12 protein-coding genes are annotated in these 15,764 nt (G+C 46.7%); 6 read left to right on the top strand and 6 right to left on the bottom strand.

Annotation, left to right across the window (positions count from 1 at the left end; all coding sequences use genetic code 11):
• Position 1 precedes the first annotated feature (1 nt).
• The gene (gene galE / locus MSG33_RS13240; RefSeq protein ID WP_248381261.1) at positions 2-1,021 is read right to left on the bottom strand and encodes a UDP-glucose 4-epimerase GalE; all 1,020 of its coding nucleotides are present in this window, start codon (positions 1,019-1,021) and stop codon (positions 2-4) included.
• Positions 1,022-1,400: 379 nt separating this feature from the next.
• On the opposite strand from galE, the gene ebgR reads away from it, so the two are divergent.
• The 4 genes from ebgR to MSG33_RS13220 all read left to right on the top strand — a co-directional run bounded on the left by ebgR (position 1,401) and on the right by MSG33_RS13220 (position 7,801).
• Entirely contained in the window at positions 1,401-2,387 is a 987-nt protein-coding gene (gene ebgR, locus MSG33_RS13235) for a transcriptional regulator EbgR (RefSeq protein WP_005482344.1), read from the top strand.
• A gap of 347 nt (positions 2,388-2,734) precedes the next feature.
• The gene (ebgA, locus tag MSG33_RS13230; protein ID WP_248381260.1) at positions 2,735-5,833 is read left to right on the top strand and encodes a beta-galactosidase subunit alpha; all 3,099 of its coding nucleotides are present in this window, start codon (positions 2,735-2,737) and stop codon (positions 5,831-5,833) included.
• A gap of 3 nt (positions 5,834-5,836) precedes the next feature.
• Positions 5,837-6,289 carry a beta-galactosidase subunit beta gene (locus tag MSG33_RS13225; RefSeq protein ID WP_020835434.1) on the top strand — a complete coding sequence of 151 codons (453 nt, stop codon included), beginning with the start codon at positions 5,837-5,839 and terminating at the stop codon, positions 6,287-6,289.
• A 78-nt stretch (positions 6,290-6,367) separates the two neighbouring features.
• The gene (locus tag MSG33_RS13220; protein WP_248381259.1) at positions 6,368-7,801 is read left to right on the top strand and encodes an amino acid permease; all 1,434 of its coding nucleotides are present in this window, start codon (positions 6,368-6,370) and stop codon (positions 7,799-7,801) included.
• A 48-nt stretch (positions 7,802-7,849) separates the two neighbouring features.
• Here the strand turns inward: MSG33_RS13220 and MSG33_RS13215 are convergent, their stop codons facing one another.
• On the bottom strand, positions 7,850-8,794 hold the full coding sequence (locus MSG33_RS13215) for a LysR family transcriptional regulator (RefSeq protein ID WP_248381258.1): 945 nt from the start codon (positions 8,792-8,794) through the stop codon (positions 7,850-7,852).
• Between the two features lie 88 nt (positions 8,795-8,882).
• Between MSG33_RS13215 and chrA the strand changes: the two genes are divergently transcribed.
• Both chrA and MSG33_RS13205 read left to right on the top strand, forming a co-directional pair.
• Positions 8,883-10,022, top strand: a complete 1,140-nt coding sequence (chrA, locus tag MSG33_RS13210; RefSeq protein ID WP_248381257.1) for a chromate efflux transporter — start codon at positions 8,883-8,885, stop codon at positions 10,020-10,022.
• Positions 10,023-10,122: 100 nt separating this feature from the next.
• A complete protein-coding gene (locus MSG33_RS13205; protein WP_248381256.1) occupies positions 10,123-11,238 on the top strand; it encodes a phosphatase PAP2 family protein in 1,116 nt (371 codons plus the stop codon).
• A gap of 118 nt (positions 11,239-11,356) precedes the next feature.
• On the opposite strand, the gene MSG33_RS13200 is transcribed toward MSG33_RS13205, so the two are convergent.
• Genes MSG33_RS13200 through MSG33_RS13185 form a run of 4 tightly spaced genes read right to left on the bottom strand, consistent with a single transcriptional unit; the run spans position 11,357 to position 15,758 of the window.
• Positions 11,357-12,370, bottom strand: a complete 1,014-nt coding sequence (locus MSG33_RS13200; protein WP_006742396.1) for a tetratricopeptide repeat protein — start codon at positions 12,368-12,370, stop codon at positions 11,357-11,359.
• A 20-nt stretch (positions 12,371-12,390) separates the two neighbouring features.
• On the bottom strand, positions 12,391-13,332 hold the full coding sequence (locus tag MSG33_RS13195; RefSeq protein ID WP_047008928.1) for a type II secretion system F family protein: 942 nt from the start codon (positions 13,330-13,332) through the stop codon (positions 12,391-12,393).
• A 2-nt stretch (positions 13,333-13,334) separates the two neighbouring features.
• Entirely contained in the window at positions 13,335-14,303 is a 969-nt protein-coding gene (locus MSG33_RS13190; protein WP_006742394.1) for a type II secretion system F family protein, read from the bottom strand.
• 9 nt (positions 14,304-14,312) lie between these two features.
• Positions 14,313-15,758, bottom strand: coding sequence for a CpaF family protein (locus MSG33_RS13185; RefSeq protein ID WP_006742393.1), 1,446 nt, complete (start codon positions 15,756-15,758; stop codon positions 14,313-14,315).
• Positions 15,759-15,764: the final 6 nt, after the last annotated feature.

The raw sequence follows: 15,764 nt of genomic DNA, 5'->3' as shown, positions 1-15,764 counted from the left end.
ATTACTCCGGGGAATAGCCATTAGGGTTGTTTGACTGCCAGTTCCACGTATCGGCGGTCATTTCAGCCACAGTGCGTGTTGCCTTCCAGCCTAGTTCACGCTCAGCTTTTTCCGTGCTTGCCCAACATTCAGCAATATCCCCAGGACGACGCGGGCATAGCTCGTAAGGCACTGGTTTACCGCAAGCGGCCGCGAACGCATCCACCATCTCAAGTACGCTCGAGCCTTTACCTGTACCTAAGTTGTAAATGTGCAAACCCGATTTCTCACCCACCGATTTCAATGCGGCGATGTGGCCGTCGGCCAAATCCATCACATGGATGTAATCACGCACGCCAGTGCCGTCAGGGGTTGGATAGTCGTTACCAAATACCGCGAGTTTTTCTCGGCGACCAACAGCGACTTGGGCGATAAATGGCATCAGGTTATTGGGAATGCCTTGTGGGTCTTCCCCCATGCAGCCCGATGGGTGCGCGCCAACTGGGTTGAAGTAACGCAGTAAGGTGATGCTCCAGTCGTTTTCAGCATGGAACAGATCGCTTAAGCACTGCTCCACCATATATTTGCTGCGTCCGTATGGGTTGGTGGTTGCGCCTGTTGGTGAATCTTCCGTAATCGGCACTATTTCAGGGTCACCGTAAACCGTTGCCGATGAACTGAATACGATGCTTTTCACGCCCGCTTTACGCATGCTGCGCGCCAACACCAATGAGCCATTGACGTTGTTGTCGTAGTACTCAAGTGGTTTTGCCACCGATTCGCCAACCGCTTTGAGGCCAGCAAAGTGGATCACAGCTTGGATGTCGTGCTGCGCGAATACCGTATCCAAAAAGGCTTCGTCACGGATGTCACCTTGGTGGAACGCAGGCTGTTTGCCTGTCAGCGCTTCAATACGGTTTAACACTTCCAGTTTGGCGTTACACAAGTTATCAACGATGATAGGTTCCATTCCCGCTTCAATCATCTGAACGCAAGTGTGACTACCGATGTATCCCATACCGCCTGTGACAAGAACTTTCACTTTTGCTTCTCCACGTTTGCTGCTTTCTGTTCATACCTCACTCTGATGCGCTAAAAGCCAATCGCCATTGCATCGAATCGGTACGCCCATTTCTTAACTGGCTAAAAGTCTAGCAACCAATCTCGATCCAGATCCGTGATCGAATTCAAATTGTGTAAACGTTTCCACAAAATTACACAAAAGCCTTATTTTAGATGCAGGATTTAGTTAAATTAAACCAGGAAGATGATGAGCAGTTAAGATGAGTCGAGCAGATACCGCTCTCTTTCGTGGATCGCACGATTTTACTAAAAGTTTGTGCATCCCTAAGTAGCTGTTTACAATAGCCAGATTATTGAGTTCTCACTTGGACTGTGAGCAATGCCAACGGGAAATGTACATGGCAACACTAAAAGATATCGCCACTGAAGCGGGCGTCTCACTTGCAACTGTATCGCGAGTTTTGAATGACGATCCGACGTTGAGCGTTAAAGAAGAAACCAAACGCCGCATTTTAGAAATCGCAGAAAAGCTGGAGTACCGCACCAGCAGCTCGAAGAAAGCCACCAAAGAAGCCAAGCAAAAACATCACTTTTTAGCCTTGTACAATTACAAACAAGAAGCAGAAGTGAATGACCCGTACTACTTGTCGATTCGTCATGGGATTGAAACTCAGTGCGACAAACTCGGCATTACGCTAACCAATTGCTACAACAGCGAAATTGATGTTGAAACGCAAAAGATTACGGGTGTCCTTTTAGTCGGGAAAGTCGACCAAAAGGTGGTCAATAAGTTACCTAAACGCCTAGCCGATAGCATCTGTTACATCGACTTTTCAGATCCAACTAGCCCTTACGATTGCGTTGATATCGACCTTGTAAGAATCAGCAAGCAAGTGGTTGATTTCTTTGTACAACAAGGCTACGAACGCATCGGCTTTATTGGTGGACAAGACGAGCCCAACACCGCAGACATTCGTGAAAATGCGTTTGTGGACTACGGCAATCTAAAAGGTGTAGTTTCTGAAGACGACATTTATCGTGGCGATTTCTCTAGCTTGTCCGGTTATGACTTAGCGAAAGAGATGCTGGCCAAAGGCGATTTCCCAAAAGCGATGTTCATTGCTTCGGACTCCATTGCGATTGGTGTGTTACGAGCAGTGCATGAGTTTGGTTTAAACATTCCTGATGATATTGCGCTGATCAGCGTGAACGACATCCCTACCGCGCGCTTTACCTTCCCACCTCTATCTACCGTTCGTATTCATTCTGAAATGATGGGCATTCAAGGCGTGAACTTGTTAGTAGAAAAATACCGTGACGGACGCGCACTGCCCCTTCAAGTGTACGTTCCAAGCAAGCTCAAGCTACGCGGCACAACTCGATAAAAACACCCTCAAAACTACTCAAATAAGGCACTGAATTTTCAGTGCTTTTTTATCTCTTCTTTTATTTTCTACCGAATTTTTACTGTTTTTACTTTCCAAAACAATCTAGAACGCATTCCTTTACGCTGATCACATCTTGCTCAACATTGGTCATTTAAAACGTGACCAAGTTAAAGTAAAACGTTTTCACTAATTTATTTTAGTAAAACTTTTACTAATATCTTTCTCAGATTATTCATAAGCATTTTTCACAATACATCGGCCGTTATTTTTGCACTGATGTTGAGCCGCGATGAAACCGTCCCGCACTCCAACATAAGCGCACCAAGCCGAGGGGAGATCAAAACGTGAACAATTGGGAAAACTTCCAACACTTACACGAGAATCGTATGGCACCGCGTGCGTACTTTTTCTCCTACGACTCTGTTCAGAGCGCACAAACCTTTCAACGTGAACTGAGTCGCCGCTTTATGTTGCTCAGCGGCCAATGGACATTCCGTTATTTCACCAACCCAATGTTGGTACCTGATGAGTTTTACTCACAAACAATGAACGACTGGGGACACATTACCGTCCCAAACATGTGGCAAATGGAAGGCCACGGCGATCTGCAATACACCGATGAGGGCTTCCCATTCCCGATCGACGTCCCGTTTGTACCAACCGACAACCCAACGGGCGCTTATCAACGCACATTTACACTTGGTCCACAGTGGGATAACCAACAAACCATCATCAAGTTCGACGGCGTGGAAACCTACTTTGAAGTATACATAAACGGCGAGTACGTCGGCTTTAGTAAAGGCAGCAGACTCACAGCGGAATTCGACATTTCCAAGTTCGTCCAACAAGGCGAAAACTTACTCTCTGTACGCGTGATGCAGTGGGCCGATTCCACTTACATTGAAGACCAAGACATGTGGTGGACGGCGGGGATCTTCCGTGATGTTTACCTAATCGGAAAAGAGAACATTCACGTCCAAGACCTAACAATTCGCACCGATTTCGCCGACGATTACCAAAGTGCGACGCTCAGTGCTCAAGTCGAATTGGAAAATCTTTCTACCGCTATCGCGTCTGGCTATACGCTGGAATACGCGCTGCATGACAAAGGCACTGTCGTAGCCAGTGGTCAATGCGATTCACTGACTATCCAAAACCACCACTCAACAAGCTTTGCGATTGATATGGTGAATCCAACGCATTGGACGGCTGAAAACCCTTACCTTTACCACTTGTTCATTACCTTAAAAGATCACCAAGGCAACGTAGTGGAAGTGATCCCACAACGCGTGGGTTTCCGTGATATCAAAGTGCGCGATGGCCTGTTCTACATCAACAACCAATACGTGATGCTGCATGGTGTCAACCGTCATGACAACGATCATCTAAAAGGTCGCGCAGTGGGCATGGACCGCGTGGAAAAAGATCTGATTTTGATGAAGCAACACAACATCAACTCAGTTCGCACCGCACACTACCCGAACGACCCACGCTTCTACGAGTTGTGTGATATTTACGGCCTGTTTGTGATGGCAGAAACCGATGTGGAAACCCACGGCTTTGCCAACGTTGGCGACCTGAGCCGTATCACCAATGATCCTACTTGGGAAGCGGTGTTTGTCGATCGCGCAGTGCGTCATGTCCATGCGCAAAAGAACCACCCTTCTATCATCATGTGGTCACTCGGTAACGAATCGGGTTATGGCTGTAACATCCGTGCAATGTATACCGCGACCAAAGCAATTGATGACACCCGTTTGGTTCACTACGAAGAAGACCGCGATGCTGAAGTCGTCGATGTGATTTCGACGATGTACTCACGTGCTCAACTGATGAATTACTTTGGCGAACACCCACACGAGAAGCCACGCATTATCTGCGAATACGCCCACGCGATGGGTAACGGGCCGGGTGGTCTGACGGAATACCAAAACGTGTTCTATGCGCACGACCACATTCAAGGTCACTACGTTTGGGAATGGTGTGATCACGGCATTCTAGCGCGTGATGAGCACGGCCAAGAGTTCTACAAATACGGCGGCGATTATGGCGACTACCCAAACAACTACAACTTCTGCATGGATGGTCTGATTTACCCAGATCAAACCCCGGGCCCTGGCCTGAAAGAATACAAACAAGTCATTGCACCGGTGAAAATCCGCGCCGTTGAAGGTTGCCATGACCGCTTTATCGTTGAGAACAAATTGTGGTTCACCAACCTCGATGATTACACCATTACTGCTGACGTGCGTGCCGAAGGTGAAACCCTGCGTAGCGTGCAATTCAAAGTCGAAGCTTTGGTCGCCAACAGCGAACGTAAAGTGACCATCGACTTGCCAGAATTGGATGAGCGCGAAGCCTTTGTTAACTTCACCGTACGCAAAGACAGTCGCACGCTTTACAGCGAAGCCAACCATGAAATTGCGGTGTATCAATTCCAACTGAAAGAAAACACCGCGACGTTGCCTGCGTTGGTCAACCACAATGTTCAACCATTGGTACTTGAAGAAAGCCGCCTAGAGCACGTGATCACAGGTCATAACTTCACGCTCACTTTCTCGAAAGTAAACGGCAAACTGACCTCATGGCGTGTGAATGGTGAAGAGTTGATTCAATCAGAGCCAAGATTGAACTTCTTCAAACCAATGATTGATAACCACAAACAAGAGTACGAAGGGTTGTGGCACCCTGCGCATCTGCAAATCATGCAGGAACACTTCCGCACGCTTGCAGTGGAAGCAACCGATGATTCCGTCTTGATTACGACCACCAGCATCATTGCGCCGCCGGTCTTTGATTTTGGCATGCGTTGTACCTATCGCTATCAAATCAATGCTCAAGGCCATTTGAACGTGGAACTGAGTGGCGAGCGCTACGGCGACTACCCTCACGTGATTCCGGTCATCGGCTTGGATTTGGGCATCAACGGCAGCTTTGATCAAGTGAGTTACTACGGTCGTGGCCCAGAAGAAAACTACCAAGACAGTTGCCAAGCCAACCTCATTGATGTTTACCACAGCACCGTCGAGGACATGTTCGAGAACTACCCGTTCCCGCAAAACAATGGCAACCGCCAACACGTGCGATGGGCCTCACTCACCAACCGTCATGGCACAGGGTTATTGGTGAAACCTCAGCAAGAAATCAACTTCAGCGCGTGGTTCTACACCAACCAAAATCTGCATGAAGCGCAACATACGATCGAGCTAGAAAAGAGTGGCTACATCACCCTTAACCTTGACCATCAAGTGATGGGGTTAGGCTCGAACTCATGGGGCAGCGAAGTGCTCGACTCTTACCGCGTGTACATGGACGAGTTCCGTTACGGTTTGACGCTGATGCCACTGCAAGCAGGCGATTGCAACGCACAAGTGATGGCAAACCATGATTTCGACAACGCGTTTTTCACTCAAACCAATACTCAACCAGTCAACGAGGCGTAACCCATGATCGTGTTAGACAGCTTAGAGCAATTCAAACAGGTATATCGCAACGGTCGTAAATGGAACCGCTGTGTGGAAGCCATTGGCAACATCGGCAACATCAAAGATGGCGTGATGCACTCGATTGGCGATTCACTGGTTTACATGGTTGAGGATGGCATCGCAAAACAAACCGAAACGTTCATCGGTAACCGTCGTTACTTCGATGTGCATTACTACCTCGAAGGCCGAGAAACCGTTGAGTTCGCGGATAAAACCGCTTTGACACTAGAACAAGCTTATCGTGATGAAACCGACCGCGAATTTTTTTCTGGTCAGGGTGAAACACGTGAGCTTTGCGAAGGCCAAGTGGCGATTTTTGAAAACAGTGAAGCGTACCGCTTCCACGGAGACAACCGCGTAAGAAAAGTGGTGCTCAAAGTGACCATCGAAGATGGCTACTTCCTAAATAAATAAAACAAGAGAAGGGCTGTGGTCACAGCATTACAAGCCCTTCCTCCCTACAATTCCAACGTGATTCACCGGAGATAGAACATGTCTGAATCCAAACGTAATACGATAGGCAAATTCGGGTTGTTGTCCCTCACCTTTGCCGCAGTATTTAGCTTTAATAACGTAATCAATAACAATATCGAGATCGGTCTAGCGTCTGCGCCAATGTTCTTTCTGGCGACCATTTTTTATTTCATCCCTTTCTGTTTGATCATCGCAGAATTCGTATCTCTGAATAAAGATTCTGAAGCGGGTGTCTACGCATGGGTAAAAAGCTCACTCGGCGGTCGCTGGGCGTTTATCTCTGCCTACACTTATTGGTTCGTTAACCTATTCTTCTTCACGTCCTTGCTGCCGCGTGTTATCGCTTATGCGTCTTACGCGTTCTTGGGCTATGAATACATTCTGACGCCATTCACCACTACCGTGCTCAGTATGATTTTGTTTGCGTTTGCAACCTACGTATCGACAAACGGCGCGAAAATGTTGGGGCCAATTACGTCGGTGACCTCCTCCCTCATGCTGCTACTGACAATGTCGTACATTTTACTGGCTGGCGCTGCGTTGATCGGCGGCATAGAACCAGCTGACCCAATTACTGTAGAAGCGATGATCCCTGATTTCAGCTGGGCATTTTTAGGCATTACTACATGGATCTTTATGGCGGCAGGCGGTGCGGAATCGGTCGCGGTTTACGTAAACGATGTGAAAGGCGGCTCGAAATCGTTTGTTAAAGTCATCATCATCGCAGGTATCTTTATCGGTGTGCTTTACTCAGTCGCGTCTGTTTTGATTAACGTGTTTGTTCCTAGCGAAACCCTAAAATACACGGGTGGCTCGGTACAAGTATTTGAAGGTTTGGCTGCGTACTTTGGTTTGCCAGAAGTATTGATGAACCGCTTTGTAGGCTTGGTATCCTTTACCGCTATGTTTGGCTCTCTACTGATGTGGACAGCAACGCCAGTGAAAATCTTCTTCTCTGAGATTCCAGAAGGCATTTTTGGTAAGAAAACCGTAGAGCTGAACGAAAACGGCGTACCAGCTCGCGCAGCTTGGTATCAGTTCCTTATCGTTGTCCCACTGATGCTCATCCCAACATTAGGTTCTAACACCGCTCAAGATCTGATGAACACTGTGATCAACATGACGGCAGCCGCCTCGATGCTGCCACCACTGTTTATCATGTTGGCGTACCTGAATCTGCGCTTGAAACTGGATCACGTCGAGCGTGATTTCAAAATGGGCTCACGCAAAATGGGCATCGCTACCGTATCGGTACTGATCGCTATCTTTACGGTTGGTTTCTTAGCATCGACCTTCCCTACAGGGGCCGACATCATGACCATCATTTTCTACAACGTTGGCGGTATCGTGATTTTCCTTGGCTTTGCTTGGTGGAAGTACAGCCAATACGAAAAATCATTGAATCAGGAAGAGCGTATAAAAGAAGCCGCGCCAGCTTCGCAAGCGGTATAACACAGACTCTCAATGACAAACATTCTGGGCACCCTTTGGTGCCCTTTTTTATATGTGAGAGGTGATGGTCGAAGAAACCAGCTCGCGTAGCCAAATGCCTTTGTCTTCATTGTTTCGGCTGGAATGCCACAGCATGGCAATATCAAAATCCGCAACGGCGATCGGCGGCTTAACAGTAATGAGATCGTCCGAAAAGCCCTCCGCCAACGCCATTTTTTCTGGCACGATGGCAATGAGATCGCGCTTTTTCAATAGATGCCGAATAGTGAGAAAGTTGCGCGACGCCACGGTGACTTTACGGCTCAAGCCATGTTCTGCGAGCTTTTGGTCTACTTGTGTCTTTAAGCTCCCATCGGGACTTACCAGAGCTTGCTCTATGTTCGCAAACGCTTCCAGAGACAGCTGTGTTTCCCCTTTCAATACCTGTTTATCACACATACACACGTGTTTTTCCGTGTACAAGTACAAGCTCTCAAAGTTGTCATCCAACACTGGCATGCTGCCAATAATGACATCGAGCTTTTCGTGCTCAGTTAATGCCACGTAGTTGCTACGATTGACGTTAATAAAACTGATCTGCGCCTCTGGGGCGCGCTGGCGTATTTCGTCATAAAGCCGAGGAGCAAAAATAAACTCGGCATAATCCGTTAACCCAATGCGACATACACCCGCATAATTTTCAGGCTGGAAGACAGACTTAGTGAGCAAGTCTTTGGCGATAGAGTCCAGCAAATGATGCACAGTTGGCGCGATGTGGTGAGCGTGCTCGGTGGGCTCCATCTTGTGTCCTTTTCGCTCAAAAAGCGGGTCGTCAAACAACAACCTTAAACGAGACAAACTATGACTCATCGCCGACTGGCTAACGTAACTTTTCTCTGCCGCAACGCTAACGCTTCGATAGCGATACAAGTAGGAAAACGTCACCAATAAGTTCAAGTCAATGTTGCGCCACTGAATGTCCTCTTTCACTTCAATATCCTCATCCCATTTCATTCATAAATGAAATTAAATTTATCAATTTGAGTCATTTTAGAGCATCCGATAAATTAGCAACAATGCTTTTTAGATAAACAGGCTCGACATGTTCACCATCTTCAAAACTTTTTTCTGGCTGGGTTGGTTCAGCTTCGGCGGCCCTGCGGCTCATATCGGTTATTTTCGCCAAACCTTTGTTGAGAAACTGAAATGGCTTGATGACAGCGAGTACGCGCAAATCGTCGCGCTCAGTCAGTTTTTGCCGGGACCGGGATCAAGCCAAGTCGGCTTTGCTTTAGGCTATAAACGCGGCGGTTTAGGTGGCGCATGCGCAGCATTTGTCGGATTCACGCTTCCTTCGGTGATCATCATGTTGGCGCTGGCGATGGTGAGCAGCCAAATCACCGACACCGCAGTGTTCCAAAACATCGTTCACGGCCTAAAACTGCTCGCAGTCGTGGTCGTGGCGGATGCGACTTGGGGCATGTACAAAAACTTCTGCCAAAGCAAACTGACCGCGGGTTTGTGCGTCGCGACTGCGATTGCGTTGCTGGTGGCACCAAGCATCATGACGCAAATGTTCGTGTTGATCGCAGCTGGTTTTGTCGGCATGCGATATCTGAAGAAAGACTCCGCGCCATCAACCGAGCCGTTTAAACCGTCTATCGCGCCATTGGCTCTATTTGCGGTGCTTTTACTCGGCTTACCGTTAGTGGCTCATACGTTGCCTTTGCTTGGGCTGTTTAGTGATTTTTTCCAAGCTGGTAGTTTAGTGTTTGGTGGCGGTCATGTGGTGCTGCCGCTTCTGCAAAACATTGTTGGCGACCAGCTCAGCCAAGATGCATTTTTAACAGGCTACGCCGCTGCACAAGCTGTACCGGGGCCAATGTTCACCTTTGCGACGTTTATCGGCTATGAGCTTTCGGATACGCCAATTTTAGGCGCGCTGATCGCAACGCTTGGCGTATTCCTCCCAGGGTTTCTTTTACTGCTTGGCGTTCTTAAAAACTGGCAAGCATTGGTAGGTAAACCGCTGGTCTCCTGCGCCATCAACGGTGTAAACGCCTCGGTAGTAGGATTGTTACTCGCGGCACTTTACCAGCCAGTATTTAGCAGCGCAGTTGTTGCTCCCATCGACATGGCGTTAGTGATTGCAGGTTTTTATATACACAAAAAGCTCAACCTTTCGGTGCTGTGGATGATCGTGTTTTTTGTGGCGGCAGGCCTTGTCACGGGCATGATGTAAAAATCTTAAACGACAAACTCTTAGCGGGCACTTAAATACAAGTGCCCGTTTTCTCAACTAAGCTTAATGACATTGGAAGGATAGAGATGATGGATCGTCGATGGAACAAGACAACAATTACCAGATCAACGTAAGTTGGCAGCAAAAAGCAGCGACTTGGCTCCAGTCTATGAAGAACGAGTTATTGATCGATAAGATTTTCTACACCTATTGCTTTATCTCGACTGCTGTCATTTATCTTTGTTCTTTATACCTCGATTTCCCTATTGATTACTCTTTTACCACTTACCTTGAAACGCTCATGCAAGCTTTGTATGTCACAGGTTTAAGCTGGTGTATCTATTATTATTTCTATCTCATACTGCGCAAAGAAAAACAGCCAGCAAAGCGCTTCATACGAAAACTGAAACATCTTATTTTTCCACTGCACCGCCCTGTATCAGTGTTTGTTTCGATGATGGCACTTAACCTGATTTTCTCTAACCACACGTTTTTGAAATCGCTTATTCCAATCATCAATCCTTTTAAATGGGATCTAACCTTTGCGAATATTGATACGCTGTTGCACTTCGGCGTTGCACCTTGGGAATTGACCCATGCATTATTCTCCAATGCTTGGGCCTCACTGACGCTAAACGTTGCCTACAACGCATGGTTTTTTTGTATGTGGGGTATACTCATCTTTTTCCTTATCTACAAAAAATACCCGTTGGTAAGGCAACAATTTTTACTCACGTTCGCATTGTCTTGGATGATTCTTGGTGTCTTCTTCGCCACGTTACTCTCTTCAGCAGGTCCTTGCTACGTGGAGCTTATCACCGGAGATGAACAGTTTGTTCCTCTGATGAAAACGCTCGAAGCCCAAAGCCAATATCTTACCAATGTGGACGCTGGGCAATTGTGGGCATTGCCTACACAGCAATATCTTTGGGATGAGTACATCGCGAATGCCAATGGTATTGGCTCTGGCATTTCGGCAATGCCGAGTTTGCACGTTTCCATTGCTGTTTTGATGGCGCTATCAATTTATAGACTCAACAAAACCATCGGCTACTTTGCTTACGCTTTCGTCGTCATCATTCAAATCGGTTCGGTACATTTAGCCTGGCATTATGCGATTGATGGCTACCTCGCAACACTCTTGACGGTGATGTTATGGAAGATAGTTGGTTGGGCTTTGCGGCGCTATGCTTCTTACCCTGAAAGAAGCGAATGAACGGCTAATTGAACAAACAATTTTACAACGGCACTACTCCCCAGAAATGAAAAAGTCCCCAAAAATGAAAAGCCACTCTATCTTGCTGAGTGGCTTTCTTTTTAAATAGACTGTGAAGTTATTGGAGAAGTGCGGTAGAGGTATCTCCTCGCTCTCTGACCATTGCTAATGCTCGCTCTAAGTTTTTATTTGCCAGTTCATAGTAGGCAGGGTTCTTATCAATAGCCTGTTGTAGATAAGGAATCGCCTCGCCTGGTTTGCCTTGAAGGATCAAGAAGTAACCAACATTGTTGAGTGCTTCCGGCTCTGTCATGTGTCGACTAAAAATACTCAGAGCTTGTCGTGGTTGATCTTTTGCCAGTGCAATGAGACCCAAGTTATTGATTCCCTTTTCATCCCCCGGCTTAATGCTCAGCGCAGCTTGAGTAAAGTGCGCCGCTTTTGAATAAGCTTTTTCCATGTAGTAGGAATAGCCTAGGCTGACTAAAGCATTGACGTTTCTTGAATCAATATCCAACGCTTTTCGAATCAATGCCTGCGCAATATCGTGGTCGCCACGAATGTCGTAAAGTACACCTAGACCAGAGTAAGCAGAAACCGGTGATTTATCATCATAGCGATACGTTGCAACGCTCTCAGCTGTAATATTGTCTTTGGTGATAATAGGATCGCCATCCATACGAATTTGGTCAGCATTCAAAGCGCGGATGTAGTAACTCTTCCCGACGTCCTTTTCGCCACGTTTCGTATATAGAGTGCCAAGTTCTGTGAGGGAACCAATGTGATCAGGGTTCTCTGCTAAAGATGCTCGAAATGATTTATCCGCAAGTTCTGAATTCTCTCTTGCCAAATGGATGCGCCCCACGGTGTATAACGTTTTGTCTTTATGGACCGCGTTAGGAAAAGAGAGCGAGCGAATGTATTCATACAACGCTAAGTCGACATTTTTATTGCTTAATGCAATATCCCCTCGAGAGATTGCCTCCTCCTCTGTTTTTGGAGGTTCATCATTGGTGAGTGACTCAACGGGCTTACCTGAGTACAGCGTTGAATCGAAGTCTGATGACTGTTCAGTTGTTGAACATGCGGTAAGCACCAACAACGAGATGATGACGTATTTCTTAATCCACATAACGATCCCTATTTTGCTTTTTAATTAGAAAATGCCTCAGCCAATGAAATTAACGCAGGTCCAATAGCCACGATGAAAAAACATGGCCAAATAAACAGCACCATTGGAAACATCATTTTGACTGGGATTTTTGCAGCAATTTCTTCTGCTGCTTGTTGACGCTTATCCCTATAGTCTTCGGTATACTCACGCAAGGAGTTGACTAAGCTCCCACCTATTCGAGAGGCGTGGCTAAGCATGCTCACCAGCCCCATCAATTCTTCTAACCCTGTCCTTAATACTAGCTCCCTTAAGGCTTCAGGCATTGGTTTACCCGCTTTAATTTTGTTGCACACCGTGTCGATTTCATCGGCAAGCTCTGGGTGAGAGATAACCAACTCGTCTGCAACGCGACGCAAAGCCGCATTAAAGCCAAGCCCTGATTCGGTACAAACCACCAGCAAATCGAGCATGTCGGGCACACCTGCACGAATCGCTTGCTGACGCTTGTTGACCATTCGGCGCAAAATAAAATCAGGAATCAGAAGCCCAATAAATACGGATAACGCCATGTAGGTGTACAGATATTTAGATTCCGGAATCGAGAAATACACCAGTGCTGCCACCATCACACCTAGTATTGTTGTGACCGATTTAATGGCATAAAACATCGACAATGCATTGCTTTCATGAAACCCAGCATGCATCAGTTTATTGCGTGTCGTTTGGCGCTCTTTTTCACTGGTTGGCGAAGTTAAAGGCGCTAACGACTCCAATGTGTCAGCCATTTTTTTGTTGTGGTGAGAGACTTCCTTTTTATCACCAGACAGTTCGGCTAACTTTCTTTTAATTGGCGAGTTGACCCCGATAATTATCGAGCCCAGCGTCATCACCACTAACACGGTGGTGATGAGGATCAACCCCATGAGTAACGTCTCTTGGCCGACAGCAAAACCGTTTAACCATCCTTGAATGCTTTCCATAGCTACACCTCAATATTGACGATTTTACGAATCCACAGCGTCCCGATAAATAAGGCCACCATCCCACCAATCACCATTTTGATCCCCATTGGGTGCGTATGAAGCAGCTCAATATACTCAGGCCGAACGAGTGAAATGATGACGTACAACCCAAAAGGCGCTAATACTAATACCCATGCCGACATTCGAGATTCCGCAGAAATGGTTTTGATTTTTCGAGCGAGTTTGAAACGAGCACGTAGGATATGAGAGAGCTTTTCAATGTTTTCGACTAAGTTACCACCAGTTTCTTTTTGCAGTAACACCGCACTCGAGAAAGCAAGCATGGATACCGTAGGGGTTCTTTCCGACATTTGCATAATCGCCAAGCGGAGGTCATAACCATAGTTGAGTAAGTTAAAGGTATTCATGAACTCAGGGCCAAGCGGCGCACTGACCTCTCTGCCTACTTCCCCAAACGCTTGTGTAATTGGCTGACCGGCCTGTAGTACTCGCTTAATGATATCGAGCGCCTCTGGCAGTTGCTCTTCGAACTTCATTAAACGATCTGCAATTCTTTTCTGTAAGTAGAAGTAAACCGACACCCAACAAGCGACAGCAACACCGGCACAGAGGTACCAGACTTGCCCGAATAAGAACAGAAATAGCCCAACCGCAACCCCACCGAGGAAGGTGAGAAAAATAAACCGACTGAACCCCATGTGTATCCCAGCCAATTCCAATTTCTTCTTAAAGTTATCGAATAGGCTGAACCTCACAAGCCATCGCTCTAATGGAGAAAGGTTTTTGAGCGAGTTTTCCCTTAGTAGGGAAATACTCTCTTGATCGATGTGTTTATGGCTTTCGTGTATCCGCTTAATTAACTGCTTATGCTTAACCTTTTTACCCGCAGAAGGCAGAATTAACGCCTGGCTAATAAAGAATACGGACAAAAAAAGCAGCACAAGAAAAAGGGGGAATTGACTATCCATAGCAATCTCCTAACGGGCTTTTTCATTGAATATTTCAAATGGTACGTCTAAGCCTCGTTTTACTAATTGGTCATGACAGCTTGGTACAATCCCTGTTGCCATGTAATCACCTAACACATTGCCTTCTTGATCGACCCCTCTTCTTTGGAAGGTGAAGATCTCCGACATGGTGATAACGTCGCCTTCCATGCCATTGATTTCTTGTACGCTGACCATGCGGCGTTTACCGTCTTCTTGGCGATCCATTTGCACGACAATATTGATGGCGGAGGCAATCTGCGCTCTCAAGTTTTTGGTCGACACATTCCAACCCGCCATCGAGAACATATTCTCAATACGGCTCAACGCATCCCTTGGTGTGTTCGCGTGAATGGTGGCCAGCGACCCATCATGACCCGTGTTCATTGCCGATAACATATCCACCGCTTCTGAGCCACGAACCTCACCAACAACTATCCGGTCAGGACGCATACGTAGCGAGTTTTTCACTAAATCGCGCTGAGATATTTCGCCTTTACCCTCGATGTTAGAAGGACGTGTTTCTAAGCGAATAATATGTGGTTGTTGGAGTTGTAACTCTGCCGAATCCTCAATGGTCACAATACGTTGATCACTTGGAATGAAGCCCGACAAAATATTCAGCGTGGTTGTTTTACCAGAGCCTGTACCACCAGATATCAGGATATTCATTTCCCCCACGACCGCAGCATTGAGAAACTTCGCCATCTCTGGAGATAACGAACCAAGCTCTAATAGGTTATCCATATTCAAACGTTCAACCGCAAAACGTCGAATAGAAACGGAAGGGCCATCAATGGCAAGAGGAGGAATAATCGCATTGAAACGCGAACCGTCTTTGAGTCGAGCATCCACCATTGGTGATGCTTCATCGATTCTTCGTCCAACCTGGCTAACAATGCGATCAATGATGTTGCGCAGATGGCGCTCATCTAAGAAGGTATGTGGCGTTTTCTCGAGCTTACCAAAACGTTCGACAAAGATATTTTTCGGACCATTGACCAAGATATCTGAAATCGTTGGGTCTTCAAGCAGCGGTTCCAGCGGCCCTAGACCAAACACTTCATCTTCAATTTGATGTATCACGCGATTGCGAGCTTCAGAGCTCAACGGGTGTGTTTGATCTTCAGCAATGAGCTGAACGACCGCTTCGCGTAACTCCTCTTTCGCACGATCTTCTTGCAAGTGCGATAGAAGCCCGAGATCCAAGGTATCCAGTAGCTTTTTGTGATAGTAGTGTTTGATCGAGAGATCTTGTTCTAGCTGTTTTTTCTGCTCCTCGATCGCTTTCATCTTGGCTTCAACAGGCGATAAAGCCCTTTGCTCATCTGACGTATCTTCGTCAGATTTTGCCAACTCGACATTCACAACTTTGGATTCTTTTGTTTCATCTACGGAATTGAAAGAACTCCCGACGCCTTTCCGTTTGAAAAACATAACTCC

Origin of the sequence: Vibrio sp. 1CM7H (assembly GCF_023161645.1) — a bacterium.
Classification (GTDB): Bacteria; Pseudomonadota; Gammaproteobacteria; order Enterobacterales; family Vibrionaceae; genus Vibrio; species Vibrio diabolicus.
This window is presented reverse-complemented; position numbering and strand designations above follow the sequence as displayed.